The sequence below is a fragment of the Methylobacterium sp. CM6257 genome (assembly GCF_054611515.1).
In genome coordinates this window covers 5,138,247-5,159,107 of record NZ_CM137735.1, presented here as the reverse complement: position 1 = coordinate 5,159,107, position 20,861 = coordinate 5,138,247, and the positions used below count along the sequence as shown (strand labels likewise).

Below are 20,861 nucleotides of genomic sequence, written 5' to 3'. Positions count from 1 at the left end.
CGCGCGCGCGAGGACCGAGGACCATGAGGCACGGAGCACCGACATGGCGAACGGACACAGGCCGTTCGCGGCGATCTTGGCTGACATCACGAGCCTGGACAGGGCCATTGCGCGCCACAATGAGGACCGCAGGATCAATCAGGCAGGGGCCGGAGCCCCCCCTTCGTCGCAAGGAAGATGCACGAGCGGCGCGCAGAGCTGCTCGAGGAGCTGGTCCAGCACGGCCGGTAAAGCCAGGACGATGGCGCAGCCCGCGAAGATCGTGAGCCTCGATCGCGTACGCGCGGGCCGCGAGGCATTGCGAGGCGCCTTTCTGATGGGCCCGACCCGCAGCCGTCTGTTGGCCGCCCTGGAATGCGGGCACGACTGCGTCCTGTTCAGCGCGGACCAGCTCGCCGAGGAGTTCGGGACTGATCAGCCGATCCAACACCTGTTGCGGGCGCTCGGCGGCGGCTGGAGTGCGCGACCCGACGATCATCACCCCGGCATCTGGATCTTCGAACGGCACATCCCGGCCGAGAAGGCTTGGGCGCGGATCACGGGGCAGGCGGCCGAATGGGGGGAGAGTTGTATCGCGACCAGTCCGCCACGGGACTGCGCGGGCGCGGCGGCTTGCGTGGATCGGCCCAAGGCGCATCGCGAGGGGATGAGAGGCGCCTTCCCCGTTCCAACTGGCATTCCAGCCTGACACCGCTGTGCGGCACGATGTTGATCTAGCTCAAACGGGTCGTTGAGCTCACGTAAGCGTATTGAGGAGCGTCCCAAACCCGAGCTTGTCGCCACAGACCAGAATAGGCCAAACCACAACCGTGGCAGATCACGTATTAGCACGGCAGTGAGCTCGGCTTCCCGTGCGCGAACCTGAGGCATTAGCAGAATTTGGCCGACAACAGCGGCCGCAGCTGCGCTCGCTGCGAAGGTGATGATCTCAGCGACGCGGCTAATCTGGGGCATGCCGATGGCTCTCTGGGATTATGACTGATTTATCTGCAAGAAATACGCTTATATTGTCATAGGCAAATCGAGTGTGCTCGACGCCACATGATTATATCATTCGGTCGGCAGGGCAGGATCTGGACCAGGAGAACGGTTCTGCGTCGGTCAGGTATGTGCCTCGACGGCATCGCTCTGGCTTCTCGACGCCCACAACAGCGCGGACCACCAGTGCCGCTTGGTCAAAACGGGCGGATCTACCGCCTTGGGGAGAGCATCAGATGCCAAGCCCCTGTGGTGTCTTTCAAGGATCTGGCTGAGGCGCTTGAGTGCCACAACATTCTGAGCGGCTATTAAATTGAGGCCTTCGCATGCTCCGTCGCGCCTCAGGGCCTGAACGATTTCCTCCGCTCGAAAAACAATATTCCTAGCCTCGCGGCAGTGACTATCGATCTGTGTTAGATCTGACATCTGCCCCTCCATGCCGATCACGGGGCGGACGCTAAGAATTCATTGTTCGAGGCGCATCATTCATTTGGGGGTGCAAAAGAAATCCCGCCCGGATCGGCCGGGCGGGCTGAGTTGGTGACTCGTGGGAGGAAGTCGATTGGGAGACCCGCAGTCGGATGGCGTGTTCCCGGCGCGTAGAGAGTGGGTCTGCTGCGAGACGCTACGGTGAGCTGGGCCTAAGCGCGCCTCGGTGACGACAAGGCTGGCCACCGAAGCTGGCTACGTTAGCTTGTCCGCATGCCGACCGAGCCCCGTGCCCCTGTCCGCAGACGCCACCTCGAAGCGCTGCGGGCCTGTGCGCTATACCCTCAAGGCATGCGGCACGAGGCGCACCCCTCGGCCATGCCGGTACTGCGGGAGCTGGGCTACGTCGAGGAGCGCCCGGCGAAGGACCGGCGCGGCCGGGTTCTCTGGCGCGTGACGCAGGCCGGGCGCGATCTCCTGGTGGCGTTGGGGGAGAAGCCAGGGCGCGAGGACTAGGCGCCCTTCGCCGCGAATTCCCAGATCGGGATGCCCCACTCCTGGCCGGGCAGGTTCCGGTAGGCCGGGACCTGAGCCCCGGCCCCGAGCTCACTTCAGGGATGAGGTTGCGTTCTGGAACGAATAGCGGCCCGTCTTGGTGCCGGAGACTTGCGTCACACCGTCCATCATGGCGCTTAGCCGCGTGTTCGTCAGTTGGATATCGCCCGAGATGCCCGAGAACTTTCCGGTGCCGCCGGTCCACTCGGCGGTGCCCTTCAGGTTCGCGCCCTGCGCTTGTACCGGGTAATCGTACTTCTCAAAGATCTGGTCGCCAGCGGCATCCGCGTAGACGCAGTAACCGTGGCTTTCGACCGTCTTGGCATCGTTGTCCAAGGTCGCCAGCCCGACACAGCGGCCGGCTAGGTTATGCAGAAAGCCGCTGCCCGCTGTGTTGACGGCTGTCATCGTAGCATGGCTCGGCACCAGCGCTCTGTTGGGACCAATCGGCATTGGCTTAATTGGCGACGTATTGATGCCTATATAGATAAGTGTATACTCTCCAGTTCGAGGAAGCTCATCTGCGAATGCTGTTTGTGCGCAGAAAAAGCCGAAAGAAATGCCGAACAGTAGGCGAATATATTTGACGGGCATGATGTTCCTCCCTGTCGAGTTTTAGTCGACGAGAAGGAATATCTAACGTTCCCGCAATCGCAGCAAGTAACGGAATTTTGATCGATTAAATACAGTTTTTGTCGCGAATATAACTTCGGTTGCTACTGATAGTCGGACTTGCGACCCATGCGGTGCGTTTAAATAGAAAAGGCCGCTCCGAGCGGCCGGTCACACTTCTGTGCGGACAGTGCGGACGCTGCGGACACCTTTTGATGTCGTTCACCTGCGGAGGTGTTGCGATCGCGCGGCCCCGCATCCCCGCCGGGGTCGTCGAAGGACCCGACCGCCAGGGGCCTATAGGATCGCCAGAGCGCCCCGCTGGTGCCCACGGACGGACCAGACGGGCTTTGTGATGCCCGCCGGCCACCCTCGCCCGCTGCGGCACGGATTAGCCTGCGTCTCCCCAGAACTGAAAGAGCGTCACAAACATCCCGGGGATCGTTCCGCCTGCAATCGGCGCGAACAGGGCGAGCGCGGACACCAATAAGATCAGCACGATCGCGGCGTTCCCCTGCCGTTTGCCGCGATCGGGTTCAGGCTTGGGCGGCTCCCAATCCCGATAGATCCGGCGCTCATCGGGGGGCAGGAACATGGACCGCGGTGAGGCCGGGCGGGCACGGTTAGGATACCAATACGGGTCGACGCGCCAGTTCGCCGCCCGGTTCCCGGGAGGTAGTCTCGGCGACGGACAGAGGAGCCGGCACGAAGGAGCCCGCCGCGGCGAACCGGGCGCCAGAGCCTTTTCCGTCCTGTTAAGCTGAGGCGCGCTAGCTCGCGTGTCCAAGGGCGATGGCGATGGACAACAAGCGAGAGACAATCCGGCGCCGCGTGCTACTCGCCGGCAAGGTTTTGCTTCCCGGTGGGGGCGTGATCGACTGCACCCTGCGGGATCGCTCCGAGAGCGGGGCACGGATCAAGGTGCAGAGCGTGATCGGCATCCCGGACGAGTTCCGGTTGCTCGTCGAGCCGACTGGCGAAACGGTCCAGGCTAAAGTCGCGTGGCGTAGGCCCAACGAGATAGGCGTGCGCATCCTCTGAGGCCCGAGACACGCGCCGCGGCTGGCTTGGATCGATCGCGACACCGCTGACGTTCCCCATGCGCGTATTGTGCACCGCCGAAGGGATCGCCGTGGGGTTGCTCGCCTTCATCCTCTTCGTTTGCCCCTGGATGGGCGTGGCGGCTCTGGCTCTGCGGGGACGCCAAACGCTCGACCTCATCCTGCCGGTCTTATTCGTCGGCGGGTCGCTCTATGCCTGTTTCGCCTATCTGCACGCCGGTCGATCGTACTGGCCGCCGCAGGCCACTACCCGCCAAATCCAGCAACGGTGACCACGTGGAGTAGGCGCAAAGGAAAGCCCGTCGCGGCGAGCCGGGCGGGCTAAGACAAAGGGATCATAAAGCGGTCGGTAGACGCGAATGCGGGGCGATTAGTTCCCAGCAAATTGCTTACACCGCCAGTAGCGAGAGCACCGCTACAGTCACATCCGTCACGATGAGGGACGATAATGCATAGATCACGACCCTAGGCATGGTCGGTCCTCCTGCTGAGGTGATCTATCTTGCGTGCCTATTAGCTCTTGTACGCTCTCGGAGATAGTCAGGAAAGGAGACCCGCTGCGCGAACGCAGCGGGCTAGTCTAGGTCAGGAGAACCCCCGAGGAGGTCACGCATGATGATCTACAGATAGCGCTCCCCAGGCCGAGTCGCATCGCCCGTTTGGGGGGCGCGAGGCACGAAATAGCCCGCGCCGGCGAGCCGGGCGGGCTGAACCAAGTCCAGACATTGAAGGGCAGGGCGGGACCAACCGATCAGTCGAGCTGATCAGCCCGCGCATTCGCCTCGGCGAGCGCCTGCTCCACGGACGTGTAGGCGGTCGGCGACTGCTCCCAGAACATGTTCCGGATGCCGTGGATGGTCCACAGATAGCGTGACCGATCGTTCGGGTCTGGGCGAACTCCGACGCGGTAACCGTTGCGGATCCCGTTGGCCATGGGAAAGCTCCCTCTCCCAATCAAACCACCTCAACGAGCGAGGCCGCAGAAGGCTCCTGCGCGCATGAAAGAGCCCGCCGCGGCGAACCGGGCGGGCTCAGATAGGGTGTTCTCACCGAGAGCTAATGCCGCCGGTCTTGCTCGCCAGCGACCTGCCGCAACGCCTCGGCCTGCTCGAACGAGTCGCAAGGGATGGCTGCCACGCGCGGTTCCTGAGACTTGCCGCCCGCGAAGATCTCCTGGAGCTCCTGATTGCCTTTGATCACCCGGCATCCCACCCCATGAGGTTCGGAGTGGTCCTGCCAGATCGCAAAGACCAGATCGGCCTCATCCACGACGGCCCGGACGGATGCGAGATCGCAGGTAATCCGCTTCCGGCTCTCGTCCGCCAGGGCGACTAGCTGCTCCAGCAAGGGGGCGGGGATCTTGATCATGGGTGCTCCTGTCAGCAAACAAGCGCACCGTTGCACTGGTGTACTAGCGTACAGGCGAGCTAGCGTCCTCGTGCTGCGCGCACCAGGCCGCGAACAGGCCCGCGTCGCTCAGGTGCGCGCGCTGCGTGCTCTTGGCTTTGCCGGCGCGCTGGAACGCCCGGGCCTGATCGGACAGTCCGGCCGCGACCGGCAGGCCGGCGCGGGGCTGCGGGCGGTGGGGTCTTAGCTCCGACATCGCATCGTGTCCGATAATGACGACTACCGTCCAGCTCGCCAAGTCCGCCGATGATGTCGCACCAGCGAGGAAAAGGCGCATGAGCCAGGGTTCTATATCACCCGCAAGCCGGGCGGTACGCCTGAAGTCGTCCGCGTCATCGAGGATCGCACGGGCGGGTGCCGCATTCTCTTTACGGGTAGCGGGCATCAGCCGCCCTTCGACAAAGGTGATGCCGCGGGCCTGATCTTCATCGCCAGGATCGTGTCAGATCTGCTCGAGGGGCCGCACTGATGACCTCCCCCTTCGTCGTCCCGATGTCTGCTGGAGAGACGCCTACAGAGCCCGGATGGTATGTGGCGAAGATTGCTGCATGCGCGGAAGGCGATCTGCCTGAGATTGTTCAGGTTGAGAAAGATGCGCACGGCGAGCTGGCGGTGGTCATCGTCGGCTCCGAAGGCTGCCTTCCATTGTGGGACTACAGCTTCATCGCGCGTGTTTACCCTGAGCTGATCGAAGCAAGGGAAGGATGAGCCTCTATCGGAGATGACTGTGGCGCCGCGCGGTCCCCGACCCCGCAGGGACACTCGGGCCCGCGTGCTGGCTGTTCTCGCGGATAAAGACATGACGGCCGCGCGCATCGCCGAGCCGGCGCGGATCCCCGGTCGGGAGCGGATCCAGGTGGCGCTTGCAACGCTCCAGCGGCTGGAGCGAGACGGCCTCGCCGAGAGGGTCATGGGGTGGCGAGAGCCTAGATGCGTGCGGCTTCCCCACGATCTGGCAGCGACCCAGAAGCCGAAACGAAAATGCCCGCCGCGACGAACCGGGCGGGCTGAGGTTGTCAGCGGGCTCTGTTCGGCTTTGGCGATCCGAAACTACTCTGGCGGGTTTGCCGCGATGGGGGGCAGCGTCAGCGCGAGCGGTTCATGCCCTGGTTCTACTTCCACCTGCGCACCCCGACAGGGTTGGAGCCCGACGACACAGGCCTTCAGTTCCTCGGCATCGAGGCGGCCTATCTTGAGGCCTGCGCTTCGATCCCGGAGATCAGCGCCAACTTGGCCTCTGAGGGGAAGAACCCGGCTCGCTACGCCTTCGAGATTGCGGACCCGGCTGGCAAGCTCCTGATGGAGGTGCCCTTCACTGAGGTTCTGGACCGAGGGCGCGAGCCTGTTGGGCCCTCCTCTGCAGAGGGAGTTCGGAAGGGCCGGGCTGAGATGGCGCGGACGGCACACCTGATCGACTTGATACGCGAGGAGCGGGACGCGCTGCGGGTCACGCTCGCCGAGTCGGAGCGGCTCCTGGCGCTATCCCGGCGTCCGCGCGGACGTAGAACTGCACCGTGGCGCCGCTCGTTCTCCTGCCGGAAGGAGTCTCCATGAGCGCGCGTATCTATCCGGACGTGAACACCACCTCGGCGAGCAGCAGGGCCGCTAACAAGCCGGTCCACCGTCAAGGTGAGAGCGTCAACACGGTCGACCAGCTCAGCAGCCCGATCCTACTCGGCATCGCGGTGTTGGGCGCAGCCGTGGCCTGTCTGCTGATCCAGCTCGTGAACGGCTAGGGAGCGACTGGCACACACGAAAAGGCCCGCCGCGAACCTGATCATCTCGCGCGGGGTTGCTCCTGTAGGATCGCCTACGGGGTCCGATATGCCGCGCGCCGTCCTAGAGCTGATGCGTGCCCTCTACGGCCGGATCGCGTCTCACGAGGTCCTGGCGGCGCAGACCGCGCGCAAGGCGGAGGCTTTCGAGCGAGACGGGCGCTACGGCGAGGCCGAGCTGTTGCGGATCCTCGCACGGGATCACCGCATCCGCGCGCTGAAAGTGCGCGTGCATATCGGATTGCTCGAGATGGGCTTCGGTCCTAACCGAAATTGACCGGCGACCGTCACAAGAAAGCCCGCCGCGGCGAACCGGGCGGGCCAAAGTGGATACATGCCATTGCATCAACTGGGCCTGCAGATCGGCTGTTCCCGAATGGGCGCCGTTCACTGCTAAATCGGCGCCATCGCCGTAAGAACAACCGTGGCCGTAACCATCAATGCGACGGTCATGAGCAGAGAAACTGTTATGCTTTCCATGACGGATACTCCCACCAGTGTTGAATTGCTCGCTTTATGGAAGCTCGCACAAAAACGCTAATACAGGAGTGATTTGGAGCACACGCGCGAATACGGCTGAGCTACCAGCTAAACCGTATTGAGAGGCGGAGATAGGCGGGTTGTTCTTTGGTTCGGTACGCGTGCGGACGGGAACAGGGCAAATTCAGCCGGGTTTGACTGATCACCTGGCCAGAAGGAGGAGCGCACCACATTCTCCACAGCATCGCGGGGCCGCTCTCCGTCGAGGGCGGCCCGTTCGCGTGTCTAGAGCCCCGGAGACATGCAGCAGCCTCGGCGGCGGCTTCCTTGTAGCTGGCAGACACGACCGCCCGCCGCTGCCGGACGCGCTGGTCGTGGCCGCGACCATCCGAAACGACCTTGTAGAAGGTGACGAGGAATGTGCGCATGTCTCCGGAACTCTAGACACGCGAACGGGCTATCCCCATGGGCAACATGAGGGCAGCCCCGCGTTGCAGTAGAAAATTCAGTAAGCGCCTCTGTTTTTTGGCGGTCAGTCAAACCCGGCTGAATTCGTCCTGTTCCCGTCCGCGCAGCTGTAAAGCTCTGCTGCAGTTTTCCAGTGCGTATGCTTAAGCTCGTAAGCCTTTGTGATAAGTTGAGGTCCACATCCGGGCAGAACTACAAGCGCTGCCCGGAGGAGCGACCATGGGGAGCATCAAAATTTCCCTGGTGATGACCGTCGCATCGATGGCTGTGACCGTTGTCGCGCTTTCGCTCATTGCGCCGATATAGCGTCGGCCGGTTAGTCTCGTCCAAGACCGAATACCGCTTCCAGCAGGCCGATATGCGCGCGAACTTCCATCACGCGGATGCGGTGACTTCGTACGAGGTGCCGCAAATGCTCAGCCTCGCAGTAGCGCCCGGCTCGCTCGAAGGTCTCTGCCTTGCGCGTGCCCTGGTCCGCTAGAGCCTCGTGCGTGGCGATCCGGCAGTAGAGGGCGCGTCTTAGCTCCAGGACGTCGCGCGGCATGTAGAAGCCCGTAACCGCTCCTACAGACTCAACCTCGCGCCGCAGGATCAGGTTCGCGGCAGGCTTGTTCGTACCTGCCACCGCCCCCCTTAGCCGTTCACAAGCTGGATCAGCAGGCAGGCCACGATCGCGCCCAAGATTGCGACGCCGAGTAGGACCGGGCTGCTGAGCTGATCGCCAGTGTTGACGCTCGCCCCCTGCCGGTGGACCGGCTGATTGGCGGCTCCGCGGCTCGCCGAGCTGGTGTTCACATCCGGATAGATACGCACGCTTATGAGGACTCCTTCCGGCAGGAGAATGGGCGGAACCACGGGGCAGTTCAACCTTCGCGCGGCCATGGCGCGAGCGGATGTCATACCGCGAGGATAACGTGCTGCACCGCAGCCCTTCTTGGGCGTTTCCTCACTAGATTTCGGGCTGGCCCTTTTTCGTCCGGGTCTAGACCAACGCAGATCAAGAAAGCGGGTTTCAGCTCAGCCGGTGCTCTGGGAGGGGCGGCGGCACGGGGCCCCTGAAGGCCATCCCCGGCATGCGGGGCCGCATCAGCCCGATCCATCACTTGGTGCAGCGTCCGAAAAGCATGCAACCCGCAACCGTTGCGGCAACCGAGGCGTGTCCGGCGCGCACGAAAAAGCTCGCCCGGATCGGCCGGGCAGGCCTTCGCTGATTGTCTTGCTCCCGCGGGACGGACAGGGCTGCCGACGGTGTAGCCTCAGACCGGTCCGCGCGGTAGCTCGGTCAGACGTGTTTGTCAGAACGGGATCGGCTTGAGGACGGCCGCGCCCGCCTCCTCCTCGCGGTTTTCGGCTGCTCATCGTCAGCTAGAAGCTCGCTGAACGGCACCGTGAACAGCGGTTGGTGCCCCGCGTCGGCGACCGCGAACTGATAGCTAGTCAGCTGCGGGTTCCGTACGCAGTCGCTCCGCGAGGTGAACCCGGCTCCGTGCAGGGCCAGCGACCTTGCAGCTTCGTCGTCCGGACAATCCAGCCCCTGGTAGTCCCGGCACACCAGTCCGGACTTGGACTGCACATCGAAGAAGTAGCGCGGCATGGTGCACTCCGCCCCCTCCCAAGAACGCGGGCGGTTTCCGCCTCGCTCGCTCGAATACTGCGCCCCCGAGCCAGCCTTGTCGAGGAACTCCGACATGGGCGGTTGGTATCGTCCAAACCGTTGAGGCTCCCGGATTATCCCTAGTCGCCACGAAAGAGCCCGCCGCGGCGAACCGGGCGGGCTGAAGTTGGGCCATTGGCAGTAGCGCGCCTTGAATAGCGGTTAGCCGAACTGCGGCGCGTCAGCCATTCGAAGGACACAAGGAACAGAAAAGCCAGACGCGGCGGGCCGGGTGGGCTTTGGAGGTTCGTGGTCTCAACAGCGAACTAAAATCTGCTTGGTGCAGAGCGCCTTCTTTGTCTGTGTCTGGTTCGTCACTTTCCGCTCGGAGCAGCTCCGCTGCCGGTCGCGCCGTTGCCGGTGCTGCCGTGTCCGGCGGGCGCACCGGGAGAGGACGTGTTGCCGTTGGGTGTGCTCTGGGCGGCAGCCATCCCGGCGCTGCCGGCGATGAGCGCGACGGCGAGAAGGGTAGACTGAATGCTTCGGCTGATCATGGTTCTCTCACATCGCAACGGGCCGGCTCACGCCGACATGACCCGATCAACTACGTGACGCTTTGGCCGTTCCTCTGTGTGTCTTAAACGATTGAGTCACGCGCCATCCGACCTCGTTATCGTCCGCTCGTCGGCGCAGCACCTCATTCTCAAACAGGCCGCTTGAGGGAAGACACGAAAAAGCCCCGCGCGGCGGCGCCGGCGGGGCTGAAGTCATCTGACTGGCGGAATGCCGAATAATACACGCTGGCGATGGCTGGCTTAATCCGGGCCAACTATGGCGGCCGCTGCCGGTCCGCGTTCAGTAGGGATAGCCGTAGTACGGCCGCGGTGCCGGACGATAGCGCTCTCTCACCGGCCGGCCCTGAGGACCATACGGCCCGTAGGCGCGCAGGTAGGTGTTGTACTCCGGCGGCGAGTAGTTGCCGCTGTTCACCCCACCGGTGCGGCCGTTACCGCTGAGCTCGGAATAAGGGTTCAACCCGCTCCCACTGTCTCCTCCGCCGCTGCCACGTGCCAGAACGGCAGCCGACGCGCCGAGGATCATCACTGCCGCAAGCGCAGATCGCGTTAGACTTGCTTTCATATCGCTCTCCCGATCGGCTCTGCCGTCACTCGAGCAGAGATGGGGAGCGCCGGCTTGGTTCGGCACCGGGGCGCGGCGTCAGCGTACAGGATCTGACGGCGCAAGGGGCAGGGCGGCGTCTCAGGTCTCGTTCGCCAATTGTCTACGGTCCAAATCAACTCATCCAGATCAGCAGGCCGAGCAGAGCTGCGAACTCGGCACTGACGAGCCCAATGAGGAGCAGCGGAGACCATTTGTCCGAGACGATCTCGGCAACCTCAGAAGCGACGGGCTCATCCGGCATGGCCAAGTCTCGCAAGCGAGACTGTTCTTGGCGTGCTAATTTAAGGCCGCGCCCTAACCTGTATGAGTTGTCCTTAAACAAAGCACCGGAGCTGGTGAACGAAAAACCCGCCGCGGCAGGACCGGGCGGGCTGAGGGAGGGAAAGAGCTTCCAAGCGTCCTCGATAGCACTGAACCGGGTCGCCCCAGAGTACCCCATTCGTACATCCTGAAACGAAAGGCGCTCGGGCCAAAGCGCGGGCGAAACGCGCACGAAAACGACGGCCTCGCCGCTAGGCCGTGCGGGCTCTCAGGTTTAATCTCGCTATGATCGAGGGAGAGACGCGCGAATTTGCGAGCAATTTCTAGGGTCTGGGAGGAAGCTATGACGGCGGTTCGACTGATGCACAGCAGCCAGCCTGGACGGGCTCCAGGAGAGCGCCTTTTGCCCCCGCGAGGTCTAGCGGTGAACCTCGCCGATCGCATCATTTTCTACCGGGACAAGGATGGAAAGCTGGCGCAGTGGAGCGCCGCCGACATGCCGGATGCGCTATGGGATCGGTTCGCCAATGGCTTTGAGATGGTGCGGACCCAAAATTGAAAAAGCTCGCCGCAACTGAGCCGGGCGGGCTGAAGGTCGACGCGCAAGATGGCTGAACAGGCTTCTCTGGTGAAGCTAGAGCCGGTCCCGGGCGGATTGCGACGGGTTAGCGGCTGGCGCGTTGACGGGTGAAGGAGCATGCCGATGCCTTCACCTCTGTCGGTCGACTTACGCGAGCGTGTCGTGGCTGCCGTGGCGGCAGGGGCCTCGTGCCACCGAGCCGCAGCTCGCTTTGGGGTCAGCGTGTCGAGCGCCAGCCGCTGGTCGCAGCGCTCGCACCAAGAGGGCCATGTCGCGCCCAAGCCGATGGGCGGCGATCACACCTCGCAGCGCATCGAGGCGCATGCCGCACTGATCCTGGCGACCTCCGAGCAGGAGCCGCGTCTCTTCCTGCGCGAGTTGCGCGACCGACTGGCTGAGCAGGGCGTCCAGACCAGCACAAGCGGCCTGTCGCGCTTCTTCCAGCGACACGCGATCACCTGGAAAAGGGGGCGACGTTCGCAGCTGAGCAGGAGCGTGAAGACGTAAGAGCGGCCCGCGAGGCGTGGTTTGAGGCACAGCCCGAGCTCGATCCGGACCGGCTGGTGTTCCTGGACGAGACAGCGGCGGCCACCAACATGGCGCGGCGCTCCGGCTGGGCCCCACGCGGCGAGCGCTGCCGGCTCGCAGCCCCACTGGGCCATTACAAAACCACGACCATCACCGCCGCCCTGCGCACGAGCGGGCTGTGTGCCACCGCGCTGCTGGACGGCCCCACGAACGGCACGCGCTTTTGCAGCTATGTCACCGACACCTTGGTCCCGGTGCTGCAGCCGGGCGACATCGTCGTCATGGACAATCTGCCAGCCCACAAGGTCGCCGGCGTGCAGGATGCGATCGAGGCCGCAGGAGCGCGGCTGCTCTACCTTCCGTCCTACAGCCCTGATTTCAACCCGATTGAACAGGCCTTCGCAAAGCTGAAGGCGCTGTTGCGCAGCGCGGCAGCCCGCACGATCCCGGATCTGTGGGCGGCGATCCGGCAGGCCTTCACCCGTTTCACGCCGCAAGAGTGCCGCAACTACCTCGCCGCAGCCGGCTACGAGAACGACTTGGCCGTCGCTACCTGACCGGGAACAGCTCTAGATGTCGCCGGCAATGCGCTCTGGAACCGGATGAGCCGCCTGCTGCCGCTGACGCTCGTGGGGCAAGGGTCGGGAAAGCGCAGGCCCGCGCGACAACCGCGCAGGCCGCAACGCATCGCCCACCCGCGCGTAGCCCCCGTGCCGGCCTGCACTCGGGGCTGGCTCGGACGGAGGAGTATGGGCATGGCTCACAAGCCGTTGTGCGAGCAGGTCATCGTGGTCACTGGCGCGTCGAGCGGCATCGGCTTGGCCACCGCCCGCATGGCCGCGGAGCGCGGCGCCCGGGTGGTGCTTGCCGCCCGCAGCGGGGACGTGCTCGCCCGGGTCGCCGACGAGCTCGGACCGAAGGCGGCTTACGTCGTGGCAGACGTCGGCCGACGCGAGGACGTCCAGGCGATCGCCGACAAGGCCGTGGCGACGTTCGGCGGCTTCGACACCTGGGTCAACGTGGCCGGCCTGACCGTCTACGGCCCCTTGCGCGAGATCGCCTACGAGGACCACGAGCGCTTGATCCAGACCAACCTCTGGGGCACAGTGAACGGCTCGCTGATCGCCGTGGAGCATCTGCGCCAGCGAGGTGGGGCGCTGATCAACGTCGGCAGCATCGCCTCCGACCTCGCCTTTCCCTTCCAGGGTCTCTACGCCACCTCCAAGCACGCGGTGAAGGGCTTCACCGACACGTTGCGCATGGAGCTGATCGCGGAGGGTGCGCCGGTCTCGGTCACCCTGGTGAAGCCCGCCTCCATTGACACGCCGCTGCCGCAGCGCGCCCGCAACTACATGGACCGCGAACCGACGCTGCCGCCGCCGATCTACCCGCCGGAGGAGGTGGCCAACGCCATCCTGCACGCCGCCGTGCACCCGCAGCGGGACATCTTCGTGGGCGGTGGCGGCAAGCTGTTCGTGATGAGCAAGGAGTTCGCGCCGGGCGCCTACGACGAACTCGCACCGGCCATCATAGCCCTGCAGAAGCGCTCCGAAGATCCGAGGGACCCGCAAGGCGCCCTGCACGCCCCTCGGCATGCCGGCCAGGAGCGTGGCGACCCGCCGGTCTACGTCATGCGCACCAGCGCCTACACCCGGGCGACCTTGCACCCGCTCGCGACCGCCAGCGTCCTCGCCGCCGGCCTGGCCGCGACGGCCGCGGTCATCATCGGCACGAGACCCAAGCTGGGACGCCGCTGACCGCGCGCCGCACCGTGGTCGATGCAGCCCCTGTCGATACCGAGCAGGACGCCGCAGGAGGCGACCGCCATGACCACGATGGCGACGGAGACGTAGGCAAGACCGAGCGTGTAGCCGAGCACGCCCGACAGGACAGCATTGGCGGCGTTGCCGGCGTGGTTGAACGCCTCGTTGCGCGAGACCTGATAATCGTAGACCTCCCGCCCGACGATGCCGAGCGTCAGGGCCGCAACGAGCGGGGCGATGCTGGTATCAGCGACGCCGATGACGAGCTGCGATAAGCCGATCAGCTAGAGGCTGTCCGTCGAGACCAGCGCGACCGCCCCGGCCGCGATGGCGAGCACGGCGAGAGCTAGCGCCGCCCGCTTGTACTGAGTCCGGTCAATCAGCGTGCCGACTGGCGTCGTGGTCACGAGCCCGGCAGAACCGGCGAGGCCCATCGCGAAGCCGGTCGCGGCCGTGTCGAAGCCGCGTTGCTGCAGGTAGACGCCCAGGAAAGGTCCGAAGCCCTCGCGCGCCCCAGCCAGGGCGCCGTTGAGGGCGAGGAGGCTCGTACCTGGCTGCATTCACTGTCCCTGAGTGCGGTCGTATTAGTCGCAGCTCGCCGCAGGAAAGGATTCGTCTGTCTTAAGTTGGCATTTCAGGTCGTCGGCATGCCTGTTGCGGCCGCCGGAGACTGTCGCGATATGAAGACTGGGAACATTTGCGCGAGCCTGGAACCGGCGCACGCGCTCAGGTGTGTGGTCGCCATCCCGGTCAGGGACGAGGCCGAGCGGGTCGGCGCCTGCTTGGAGGCCCTGACGGCGCAAGAAGGCATCGGTGCAAGCGGACTGGGGATCGTGCTGTTCCTCAACAACTGCGCCGACGGCACAGCACACGTGGTCGCATCCCTGCGACCCTCGCTGCGCATTCCTATCCGGGTGATTGAGCGCACGTTCGCGGGCGCGAATGCCGGTTGGGCCCGGCGCGAGGCGATGGAGGCGGCCGCAGATTGGCTGAACGAGTGCGAGGCCACCGATGGGCTGATCCTGACCACCGACGCGGACAGCCGGGTGCCTCCCGACTGGGTCGCCCGCAACCTCGCCGCAGTCGCAGCCGGAGTCGACGCGGTGGCGGGCCGGATTGCCCTTGATGAGGCCGATGCGGCGCGCCTACCCGCCGCTCTGCACGCGCGGGGACGGCTCGAAAGCGGCTATGAAGCACGCCTGATCGAGCTTGAGGCTATGATCGACGCCGTTTCGCACGACCTTTGGCCGCGCCACTGGACCACATCAGGAGCGACACTGGCAGTTCGGCTCTCAACCTATCGGCAGGTCGGGGGCATGCCGCCGCTGGCGGTCGGCGAGGATAAGGCTTTCGTCTCCTCACTGCTTTCGAGCGACGCGCGGGTGCGCCACGATCCGGACATCCTCGTCGTCACCTCGGGCCGTCTGGAGGGGCGGGCGCCGGGCGGCGCAGCCGACACGATGAAGCTCCGCTGCGAGGTGCCAGAGAGCCCCTGCGACCCGCGCCTGGAGCCGCTGCCCCGGGCCCTGTTCCGGTATATCTGGCGGCGAAGGTTACGGCGGCTTCACACATCCGGGCGGCTGGCCCGTATCCATCTCTGGGCGCCGTGGCTCGGCATCCGCGCCGACGATGCGCGGGCCGTCGCCCGACTGCCGACGCTCGGCGCCGTTCTTGCCGCGGTCGAGGCCGCGAGCCCGTGGCTCGACTACCACCCGCTTCACCCGCGAGAGCTCCCGAGGCATACGCACCTAGCGAGCGCTGTCCTTGTGCTTCTGCGCGGCGCACGACGCTTCGGCCAGTCAGTCCGCACTTCGGAGAGAAGGCCTGCCGCGGGCAGCCTGGGCGCAGTATCCTTCGAGCGAGCCGGCGATGCGTAAGGCAAACGCGTTGATCTACCGCGTGCAGAAGCACGCCGCGCGCCGGCTGCATTACGACTTCCGGCTTGAACTCGGCGGTGTCCTGAAGAGCTGGGCGGTCACGCGCGGTCCGAGCCTCGTCGCGGGCGAACGCCGCCTGGCCGTCGAGGTCGAGGATCACGGCCTGGACTACGCCGACTACGAGGGCGTGATCGCGCCGGGCAACTACGGTGCCGGCGTCGTGCTGCTGTGGGACCGCGGCACCTGGGAGCCAGACGGCGACCCCGCCGCGGCCCTCGCGGTGGGGTCGCTCGCGTTCACGCTGCACGGTGAGAAGCTGACGGGACGGTGGCGGCTCACGCGCATGAAGCCTCGGCCCCGTGAGCGGCATGTATCCTGGCTGCTGGTCAAGTCGCGCGACGCGGCAGCCCGCCCGTCGGGGGCACCGGACATATTGGAAGAGCAGCCGCGATCGGTCGTGACCGGCCGCACGGTCGAGGAGATCGCCGCCGCGGCGGCCTGACGGGAGGAAGGCGCATGGACCTGAGGACCCCGCAAAACCTGGCCTACGATGCGATCTTGGCCGCTCGGCAGGTGGCGGTGACCGCCGCTGGTCGCGCGGAGGCTCAGGACCGCGACGATGGCTTCCCAACAGAGGACGTGGCCGATCTCGGTCGCCTTGGCCTACTCGCCGCACCAATTCCCTCCAATGAGGGCGGCGTCGGTCTCGGCGAGGAACCGGACGCGTGCGAGCTCGCGGCGGTGCTGCGGCTCGTGGGGTACGGCAGCCTCGCGCTAGGCCGCATCTACGAGGGCCACGTCAACGCGCTCCAGCTCGTCGCCCGATATGGTACGCGTGCGCAGCGGTCGCGCCTGTTCGCGGACGCGCGCGAAGGGCATTTGTTCGGGGTCTGGAACACCGACCCACCCAGCGAATGCCTGAAGCTCGGCGATGATGGCCGGCTCCGCGGCGTCAAGACGTTCGCGTCGGGTGCCGGCTTCGTCACGCGGGCCCTAGTGACGGTCAAGCGGGAGCCGGGCGCCCCGCCATTGATGCTGGTCGTCCCGCTGGAGCCCGGCAGCCGTGCCGACCTCACGGGCTGGCGCGCACACGGCATGCGCGCGTCCGCGACCGGCACCGTCGAATTCGAGGACATCGCCGTCACCGAGGACGAGATCCTGGGCGATTGGGGCGACTACCATCGCCAGCCGCTCTTCTCCGGCGGCGCGTGGCGGTTCGCGGCGGTGCAGCTCGGCGGCATCGAGGCTGTGTTCGACGCGTGGCGGGAGCATCTCGCTGCGACAGGCCGCGGCGGCGACCCCCACCAGCTCGCCCGCCTCGGCGAGGGCGCCATCGCACTGGAAGGCGCGCGGCAGTGGGTCGAGCGCGCCGCCCGGGTCGTCGCCGAGGATGAACTCGCGCCTGACCGCATCGTCGCCTTCGTCAATCTCGCGCGCCTTGCGGTAGAGAAGGCCGGCCTCGACGTGCTGCACCTCGCCCAGCGGTCGGTTGGGCTGCAGGGCTTCCTGCGCGAGCATCCCCTGGAGCGGCTCTCGCGCGACCTCGCCACCTACCTGCGTCAGCCCGCGCCGGACCGGGCGCTCACAACGGCGGCCGAGGAGATACTGCGGGCGGGCGGCATCGCCGGCGACCTGTTCGAATGGAGTTCCGCACAATGAGCCGGCACGCCCAATCCTTGCCGGCGAGCTACTTCGACGAACGCTACGCAGCGAACTTGGACCCCTGGCAGTTCGAGACCAGCAGCTACGAACAGGCGAAGTACGCAGCCACGCTCGATGCCCTTCCGCGGCATTGCTACGCCCGCGCCCTGGAAGTCGGCTGCTCCATCGGGGTACTGACCGAGGCCCTAGCCCAGCGCTGCGACGCCCTTGTCAGCGTAGACCTAGCCGAGCGTGCCCTTGCTCGGGCTCGCGAACGGTGCCGGGACCTGTCACACGTCCGTTTCGAGCTTGCCCAGGTGCCCGGTCAGTGGCCGGAGGGCGCGTTTGACCTGATCCTGCTGTCCGAGGTTGTCTACTACCTCGACGGCGACGACGTGACGCGCTTGGTGAACCGCGTCCGGGGCTGCCTGAGGCCATGCGGGAACGTCGTGCTCGTGCACTGGACGGGCGAGACGCACTATCCACTGACCGGCGACCAGGCGGCCGAACGCTTCATCGACGGCGCCGGCGCGTTCCTGCGCGTCCACGGCCAGACCAAGACGGACAAGTACCGGCTCGACGTCTTGGTCGGTCACGAGGAACGTTCATGATGGTCGTCGCTTAGCTCATGCCCAGCAACCCGATGCCATTCATCTCGATGCCGCCGCCGGCAGTTCGAGATGGCGCGTAGCGCGTCCGGTATCCTGGCGGGAACCGAAGCCGTCAGTGGCGTTTGGCTCGGCGAGTCGGCGAAGCCGTCCGGCGACGGAGATGACCATGTCGAGCGATACCGAAAAACACCATACGCTGCTGAGCGCGCTGAAGGCGGCCCAGGGCAAGGGCGACGGCTCCTTCGAACAGGCCGTCACTGACGCGTTCGAGCACGTCTTCGAGCACTTGGACCGCCTGAACAGCCATGTCTCGCTTGGCGGTCCCGACGGCGAGGACCGCCACCTGAAGCCAGGCGAGTCGCCGACCCTGCGATAGGAACGGCAACCAAGCACTGCGCTCGCCGATGCCGGTCGCCCAGGCTGCCGCAGCACCAGTCAATCGTAGACGGGGCCGCACCCCCGAAGCGGCTTCGCATTACTTCAGGTCGATTTCGGGCGGATTCTTGGGTCTGATCAAGGTCCGCTCGTCTGATTTCGTCGCTGAAAGCAGGCCGGTCGCTGTTGGCCTGACCACGTCACGCTGGATCGCCGGCGCGCGCAGGACCGGACGTTCGGTTTTGCGCCCATTGCGGCCTTTAACAGAGCCCAGTAGCTTCTCGGAAGCGGACGCTTCGACCGGGGCGGGTTGGGTGCTAGATCGCGCCACTTCCAATCCTTCGTTCAGTGCCGACGGAATGGTCGCTCGGCGCCTAGGCGGCGCTCGCCGAACTCGCCAGGGACGACGCCTGCTTCGACGTTGTCTTCTCCGACGTGGTGATACCCGGCTTGGGGGCATCGCGCTCGGACGGGAGATCCGTCGCCTGTACCATGGCCTGCCGGTGGTGCTGACCTCCGGCTAAAGCCATGTCCTGGCCCAGAACGGCACCTACGGGTTCGAGCTCCTGCACAAGCCGTACTCGGTCGACCAGCTCTCTCGGGTCCTGCAAGGCCGCGACTTGGCGTCGGCGCGGGCGCATCCTGGCCGGATGAGCAAGCAGGACCGTTGGCTAGCCGCGCGGCATGCCCTCAGGCTGTTCGATGCCCGGGTCTCGTGTGGCCAGTCGAGAGTCCTCGATCATCGAGCGGATGCGTGTAGCCATCGTGTCGATGGCGAACGGCTTGGTGAGCACGGCCATCCCGGGTGCGAGGTGACCATTGCCCACCGCGGCGTTCTCCGCATAGCCGGTGATGAACAGCACCTTCAGGTCTGGCCGTCGCTCCCTGGCGGTATCCGCCATCTGCCGTCCATTCATTCCGCCCGGCAAGCCGACGTCCGTCACCAGCAGATCGATGCGCACATCCGAGTGCAGCACCTTCAGGCTGGCCACGCTGTCGCTCGCCTCAATGGCCGTATAGCCAAGATCTTCTAAGATGTCGGTGAGCAGCATCCGCACGGTTGGTTCGTCGTCCACAACCAGCACTGTCTCGCCCTGCTCAGAGCGAGGGAGTGCCGAAACGGTCGCCGGTCTGTCCTCGTTCTTGACCGTGCCGTAGTGGCGGGGCAGGTAGATACACACCGTCGTGCCTACGTCGAGCTCGGAGTAGATCCGCACCTGCCCACCCGATTGCTTGGCAAAGCCGTAGACCATGCTCAGGCCGAGTCCTGTGCCCTCGCCGATAGGCTTGGTCGTGAAGAACGGCTCGAACACCCGGGCCGCCACCTCTGGGCTCATGCCCGTGCCGGTGTCGGTCACGCAGAGCGAGAGATACTGCCCCTCCGGCATGTCCTGCAGACGGGCAGCGCGCTCGTCGAGCCACCGGTTAGCGGTCTCGACCGTGATGCGGCCACCATCCGGCATGGCGTCGCGGGCGTTGATGCACAGGTTCAGGAGGGCGTTTTCGAGTTGCGGGGCGTCCACCATGGCGGCCCATGCACCGGACGCGCCGACCACCTCGACCGGGATACCCGGACCCACCGTGCGCTGGATCATCTCGTGCATGCCCGCGACGAGGCGATTCAAGTCGGTGGGACGCGGGTCGAGTGTCTGGCGGCGTGAGAAGGCGAGCAGCCGGTGGGTCAGGGCGGCGGCGCGTTTCGAGGCACCCTGCGCCGCCGCCATGTAGCGCTCGACGTCGTTGAAACGGCCCTGGCTGATGCGGTTCTGCATCATCTCGAGCGAGCCACTGATGCCGGCCAGCAGGTTGTTGAAGTCATGGGCCAAGCCCCCGGTGAGCTGGCCGACCGCCTCCATCTTCTGGGACTGGCGCAAAGCATCAGCCTGCTCGCGCTCGACCGTGACGTGGCGCCCGGAGGCGTAGACCCGTCCGGCCTCGAACGTGCCGGTCCAGGCAAACCATCGGTATGACCCATCCCTATGCCGGAAGCGGTACGCGTATGGCGTCGTCAGCGGCTGCTCGAAGATGCCGGCAAAAGCCGCAAGCGTCGCCTCAAGATCCTCGGGGTGGGTGTAGTCAGTAAACTTCGTGCCGACCAACTCGTCCTGCCGCCATCCGAGCAGCTCGGTCCAAGCTGGATTCACGGCCTCCAGCGTGCCGTTTGACGCAGCCACCACGAGGAGCTCCTGCGACAAGCGCCAAGCCCGGTCTCGCTCAACTGTCCGCTCCGCCACGCGCGCTTCAAGCGTCGCGTTGAGCTCTCGCAACGCGACGGTGGCCTGCTCGGCCGTGCGTCGCGCGTCTAGGAGCTCTCGCTCGTAGCGGCGGCGGTCCGTGGCGTTGAACACGGTTATCCGGATGAAGCGCATATCGCCGGCTTCGTCCCGGCGGACGACGGCATTGACGAGGACCGGCAGCACCGTGCCGTCGGCGCGCACGATGTCGAGGGCGACCTCGTTGAAGAAGCCCTGCATGCGCAGCAGCGGCGCAAAGTGTGTCTCGTAGTAGATCTTGCCGGCGATGTTCAGCAGGTCGAGGAACCTGCGCCCGACGAGCTGTTGGGCCGTGTAGCCCGTCCAGGTCGCGAGGGTCTGGTTGACCTTGGACAGGCGCCCGTTCGGCAGGGCCGAGGCGTAACCGCAAGGCGCGTTCTCGAACATGTCTTCGAGATCATCAGCCCCGGA

At 65.5% G+C, this 20,861-nt stretch carries 29 protein-coding genes and 1 pseudogene; 18 read left to right on the top strand and 12 right to left on the bottom strand.

What is annotated here, in order from left to right:
• Positions 1–43 precede the first annotated feature (43 nt).
• Positions 44–688, top strand: coding sequence for a hypothetical protein (locus ACYCO6_RS25135; RefSeq protein ID WP_459764388.1), 645 nt, complete (start codon positions 44–46; stop codon positions 686–688).
• Positions 689–1,785: 1,097 nt separating this feature from the next.
• On the top strand, positions 1,786–1,923 hold the full coding sequence (locus ACYCO6_RS25130; RefSeq protein WP_459764386.1) for a hypothetical protein: 138 nt from the start codon (positions 1,786–1,788) through the stop codon (positions 1,921–1,923).
• 90 nt (positions 1,924–2,013) lie between these two features.
• Here ACYCO6_RS25130 and ACYCO6_RS25125 read toward each other — a convergent pair whose 3' ends face one another.
• Entirely contained in the window at positions 2,014–2,556 is a 543-nt protein-coding gene (locus ACYCO6_RS25125) for a hypothetical protein (RefSeq protein WP_459764384.1), read from the bottom strand.
• Positions 2,557–2,965: 409 nt separating this feature from the next.
• Positions 2,966–3,169 carry a hypothetical protein gene (locus tag ACYCO6_RS25120; RefSeq protein ID WP_459764382.1) on the bottom strand — a complete coding sequence of 68 codons (204 nt, stop codon included), beginning with the start codon at positions 3,167–3,169 and terminating at the stop codon, positions 2,966–2,968.
• A 203-nt stretch (positions 3,170–3,372) separates the two neighbouring features.
• On the opposite strand from ACYCO6_RS25120, the gene ACYCO6_RS25115 reads away from it, so the two are divergent.
• The gene (locus ACYCO6_RS25115) at positions 3,373–3,615 is read left to right on the top strand and encodes a PilZ domain-containing protein (RefSeq protein ID WP_459764380.1); all 243 of its coding nucleotides are present in this window, start codon (positions 3,373–3,375) and stop codon (positions 3,613–3,615) included.
• 58 nt (positions 3,616–3,673) lie between these two features.
• Entirely contained in the window at positions 3,674–3,907 is a 234-nt protein-coding gene (locus tag ACYCO6_RS25110) for a hypothetical protein (RefSeq protein ID WP_459764378.1), read from the top strand.
• 479 nt (positions 3,908–4,386) lie between these two features.
• Here ACYCO6_RS25110 and ACYCO6_RS25105 read toward each other — a convergent pair whose 3' ends face one another.
• From ACYCO6_RS25105 to ACYCO6_RS25095, 3 genes are all read right to left on the bottom strand, one after another.
• Entirely contained in the window at positions 4,387–4,569 is a 183-nt protein-coding gene (locus tag ACYCO6_RS25105) for a hypothetical protein (protein ID WP_459764376.1), read from the bottom strand.
• 122 nt (positions 4,570–4,691) lie between these two features.
• On the bottom strand, positions 4,692–5,003 hold the full coding sequence (locus ACYCO6_RS25100; RefSeq protein WP_459764374.1) for a hypothetical protein: 312 nt from the start codon (positions 5,001–5,003) through the stop codon (positions 4,692–4,694).
• 43 nt (positions 5,004–5,046) lie between these two features.
• The gene (locus ACYCO6_RS25095) at positions 5,047–5,238 is read right to left on the bottom strand and encodes a hypothetical protein (RefSeq protein WP_459764372.1); all 192 of its coding nucleotides are present in this window, start codon (positions 5,236–5,238) and stop codon (positions 5,047–5,049) included.
• 272 nt (positions 5,239–5,510) lie between these two features.
• Between ACYCO6_RS25095 and ACYCO6_RS25090 the strand changes: the two genes are divergently transcribed.
• The 4 genes from ACYCO6_RS25090 to ACYCO6_RS25075 all read left to right on the top strand — a co-directional run bounded on the left by ACYCO6_RS25090 (position 5,511) and on the right by ACYCO6_RS25075 (position 7,094).
• Positions 5,511–5,750, top strand: a complete 240-nt coding sequence (locus tag ACYCO6_RS25090; protein ID WP_459764370.1) for a hypothetical protein — start codon at positions 5,511–5,513, stop codon at positions 5,748–5,750.
• Between the two features lie 393 nt (positions 5,751–6,143).
• On the top strand, positions 6,144–6,596 hold the full coding sequence (locus tag ACYCO6_RS25085; RefSeq protein WP_459764368.1) for a DUF6894 family protein: 453 nt from the start codon (positions 6,144–6,146) through the stop codon (positions 6,594–6,596).
• Positions 6,593–6,778 (top strand): hypothetical protein, encoded by a 186-nt coding sequence (locus ACYCO6_RS25080; protein WP_459764366.1) that lies wholly within the window; start codon positions 6,593–6,595, stop codon positions 6,776–6,778. The genes ACYCO6_RS25085 and ACYCO6_RS25080 overlap by 4 nt, the downstream gene beginning before the upstream one ends.
• A gap of 88 nt (positions 6,779–6,866) precedes the next feature.
• Positions 6,867–7,094: a hypothetical protein gene (locus tag ACYCO6_RS25075; RefSeq protein ID WP_459764364.1), complete on the top strand. Its 228-nt coding sequence runs from the start codon at positions 6,867–6,869 to the stop codon at positions 7,092–7,094.
• Positions 7,095–8,081: 987 nt separating this feature from the next.
• On the opposite strand, the gene ACYCO6_RS25070 is transcribed toward ACYCO6_RS25075, so the two are convergent.
• The 5 genes from ACYCO6_RS25070 to ACYCO6_RS25050 form a co-directional block, all read right to left on the bottom strand.
• Positions 8,082–8,390: a hypothetical protein gene (locus ACYCO6_RS25070; RefSeq protein WP_459764362.1), complete on the bottom strand. Its 309-nt coding sequence runs from the start codon at positions 8,388–8,390 to the stop codon at positions 8,082–8,084.
• 8 nt (positions 8,391–8,398) lie between these two features.
• Positions 8,399–8,578: a hypothetical protein gene (locus ACYCO6_RS25065; protein WP_459764360.1), complete on the bottom strand. Its 180-nt coding sequence runs from the start codon at positions 8,576–8,578 to the stop codon at positions 8,399–8,401.
• A gap of 469 nt (positions 8,579–9,047) precedes the next feature.
• Positions 9,048–9,359 carry a DUF6894 family protein gene (locus ACYCO6_RS25060; protein ID WP_459764358.1) on the bottom strand — a complete coding sequence of 104 codons (312 nt, stop codon included), beginning with the start codon at positions 9,357–9,359 and terminating at the stop codon, positions 9,048–9,050.
• An 855-nt stretch (positions 9,360–10,214) separates the two neighbouring features.
• Positions 10,215–10,394 (bottom strand): hypothetical protein, encoded by a 180-nt coding sequence (locus ACYCO6_RS25055; RefSeq protein WP_459764356.1) that lies wholly within the window; start codon positions 10,392–10,394, stop codon positions 10,215–10,217.
• A 259-nt stretch (positions 10,395–10,653) separates the two neighbouring features.
• Entirely contained in the window at positions 10,654–10,782 is a 129-nt protein-coding gene (locus ACYCO6_RS25050; protein ID WP_459764354.1) for a hypothetical protein, read from the bottom strand.
• A 444-nt stretch (positions 10,783–11,226) separates the two neighbouring features.
• On the opposite strand from ACYCO6_RS25050, the gene ACYCO6_RS25045 reads away from it, so the two are divergent.
• The 4 genes from ACYCO6_RS25045 to ACYCO6_RS25030 all read left to right on the top strand — a co-directional run bounded on the left by ACYCO6_RS25045 (position 11,227) and on the right by ACYCO6_RS25030 (position 13,948).
• Positions 11,227–11,361 carry a hypothetical protein gene (locus tag ACYCO6_RS25045; RefSeq protein WP_459764352.1) on the top strand — a complete coding sequence of 45 codons (135 nt, stop codon included), beginning with the start codon at positions 11,227–11,229 and terminating at the stop codon, positions 11,359–11,361.
• Between the two features lie 144 nt (positions 11,362–11,505).
• Positions 11,506–12,467, top strand: a protein-coding gene (locus ACYCO6_RS25040; protein ID WP_459764350.1) for an IS630 family transposase whose coding sequence is annotated in 2 segments (ribosomal slippage) — positions 11,506–11,845 and positions 11,845–12,467 — 963 coding nt in all. Because the reading frame shifts where the segments join, the coding sequence is not laid out codon by codon here.
• A gap of 198 nt (positions 12,468–12,665) precedes the next feature.
• The gene (locus ACYCO6_RS25035; RefSeq protein ID WP_459764348.1) at positions 12,666–13,667 is read left to right on the top strand and encodes an SDR family oxidoreductase; all 1,002 of its coding nucleotides are present in this window, start codon (positions 12,666–12,668) and stop codon (positions 13,665–13,667) included.
• Between the two features lie 14 nt (positions 13,668–13,681).
• A complete protein-coding gene (locus ACYCO6_RS25030; protein WP_459764346.1) occupies positions 13,682–13,948 on the top strand; it encodes a hypothetical protein in 267 nt (88 codons plus the stop codon).
• 9 nt (positions 13,949–13,957) lie between these two features.
• On the opposite strand, the gene ACYCO6_RS25025 is transcribed toward ACYCO6_RS25030, so the two are convergent.
• A complete protein-coding gene (locus ACYCO6_RS25025) occupies positions 13,958–14,233 on the bottom strand; it encodes a hypothetical protein (RefSeq protein WP_459764344.1) in 276 nt (91 codons plus the stop codon).
• Between the two features lie 120 nt (positions 14,234–14,353).
• Here ACYCO6_RS25025 and ACYCO6_RS25020 point away from each other — a divergent pair, with 120 nt between their 5' ends.
• From ACYCO6_RS25020 to ACYCO6_RS24995, 6 genes and pseudogenes are all read left to right on the top strand, one after another.
• Entirely contained in the window at positions 14,354–15,550 is a 1,197-nt protein-coding gene (locus tag ACYCO6_RS25020; RefSeq protein WP_459764342.1) for a glycosyltransferase family 2 protein, read from the top strand.
• Positions 15,543–16,052 (top strand): DNA polymerase ligase N-terminal domain-containing protein, encoded by a 510-nt coding sequence (locus tag ACYCO6_RS25015; protein ID WP_459764340.1) that lies wholly within the window; start codon positions 15,543–15,545, stop codon positions 16,050–16,052. Before ACYCO6_RS25020 ends, ACYCO6_RS25015 begins: the two co-directional genes overlap by 8 nt.
• Positions 16,053–16,066: 14 nt before the next feature.
• Positions 16,067–17,209 carry an acyl-CoA dehydrogenase family protein gene (locus tag ACYCO6_RS25010; protein ID WP_459764338.1) on the top strand — a complete coding sequence of 381 codons (1,143 nt, stop codon included), beginning with the start codon at positions 16,067–16,069 and terminating at the stop codon, positions 17,207–17,209.
• Complete coding sequence (locus tag ACYCO6_RS25005; RefSeq protein ID WP_459764335.1) at positions 17,206–17,802, top strand: class I SAM-dependent DNA methyltransferase; 597 nt, start codon at positions 17,206–17,208, stop codon at positions 17,800–17,802. Before ACYCO6_RS25010 ends, ACYCO6_RS25005 begins: the two co-directional genes overlap by 4 nt.
• 166 nt (positions 17,803–17,968) lie before the next feature.
• On the top strand, positions 17,969–18,178 hold the full coding sequence (locus ACYCO6_RS25000) for a hypothetical protein (protein WP_459764333.1): 210 nt from the start codon (positions 17,969–17,971) through the stop codon (positions 18,176–18,178).
• A 380-nt stretch (positions 18,179–18,558) separates the two neighbouring features.
• A pseudogene (locus ACYCO6_RS24995) lies at positions 18,559–18,788 on the top strand (response regulator); the annotation flags it as partial.
• Positions 18,789–18,848: 60 nt separating this feature from the next.
• Here ACYCO6_RS24995 and ACYCO6_RS24990 read toward each other — a convergent pair.
• Complete coding sequence (locus tag ACYCO6_RS24990) at positions 18,849–20,837, bottom strand: hybrid sensor histidine kinase/response regulator (protein ID WP_459764331.1); 1,989 nt, start codon at positions 20,835–20,837, stop codon at positions 18,849–18,851.
• Between the last annotated feature and the right edge of the window lie 24 nt (positions 20,838–20,861).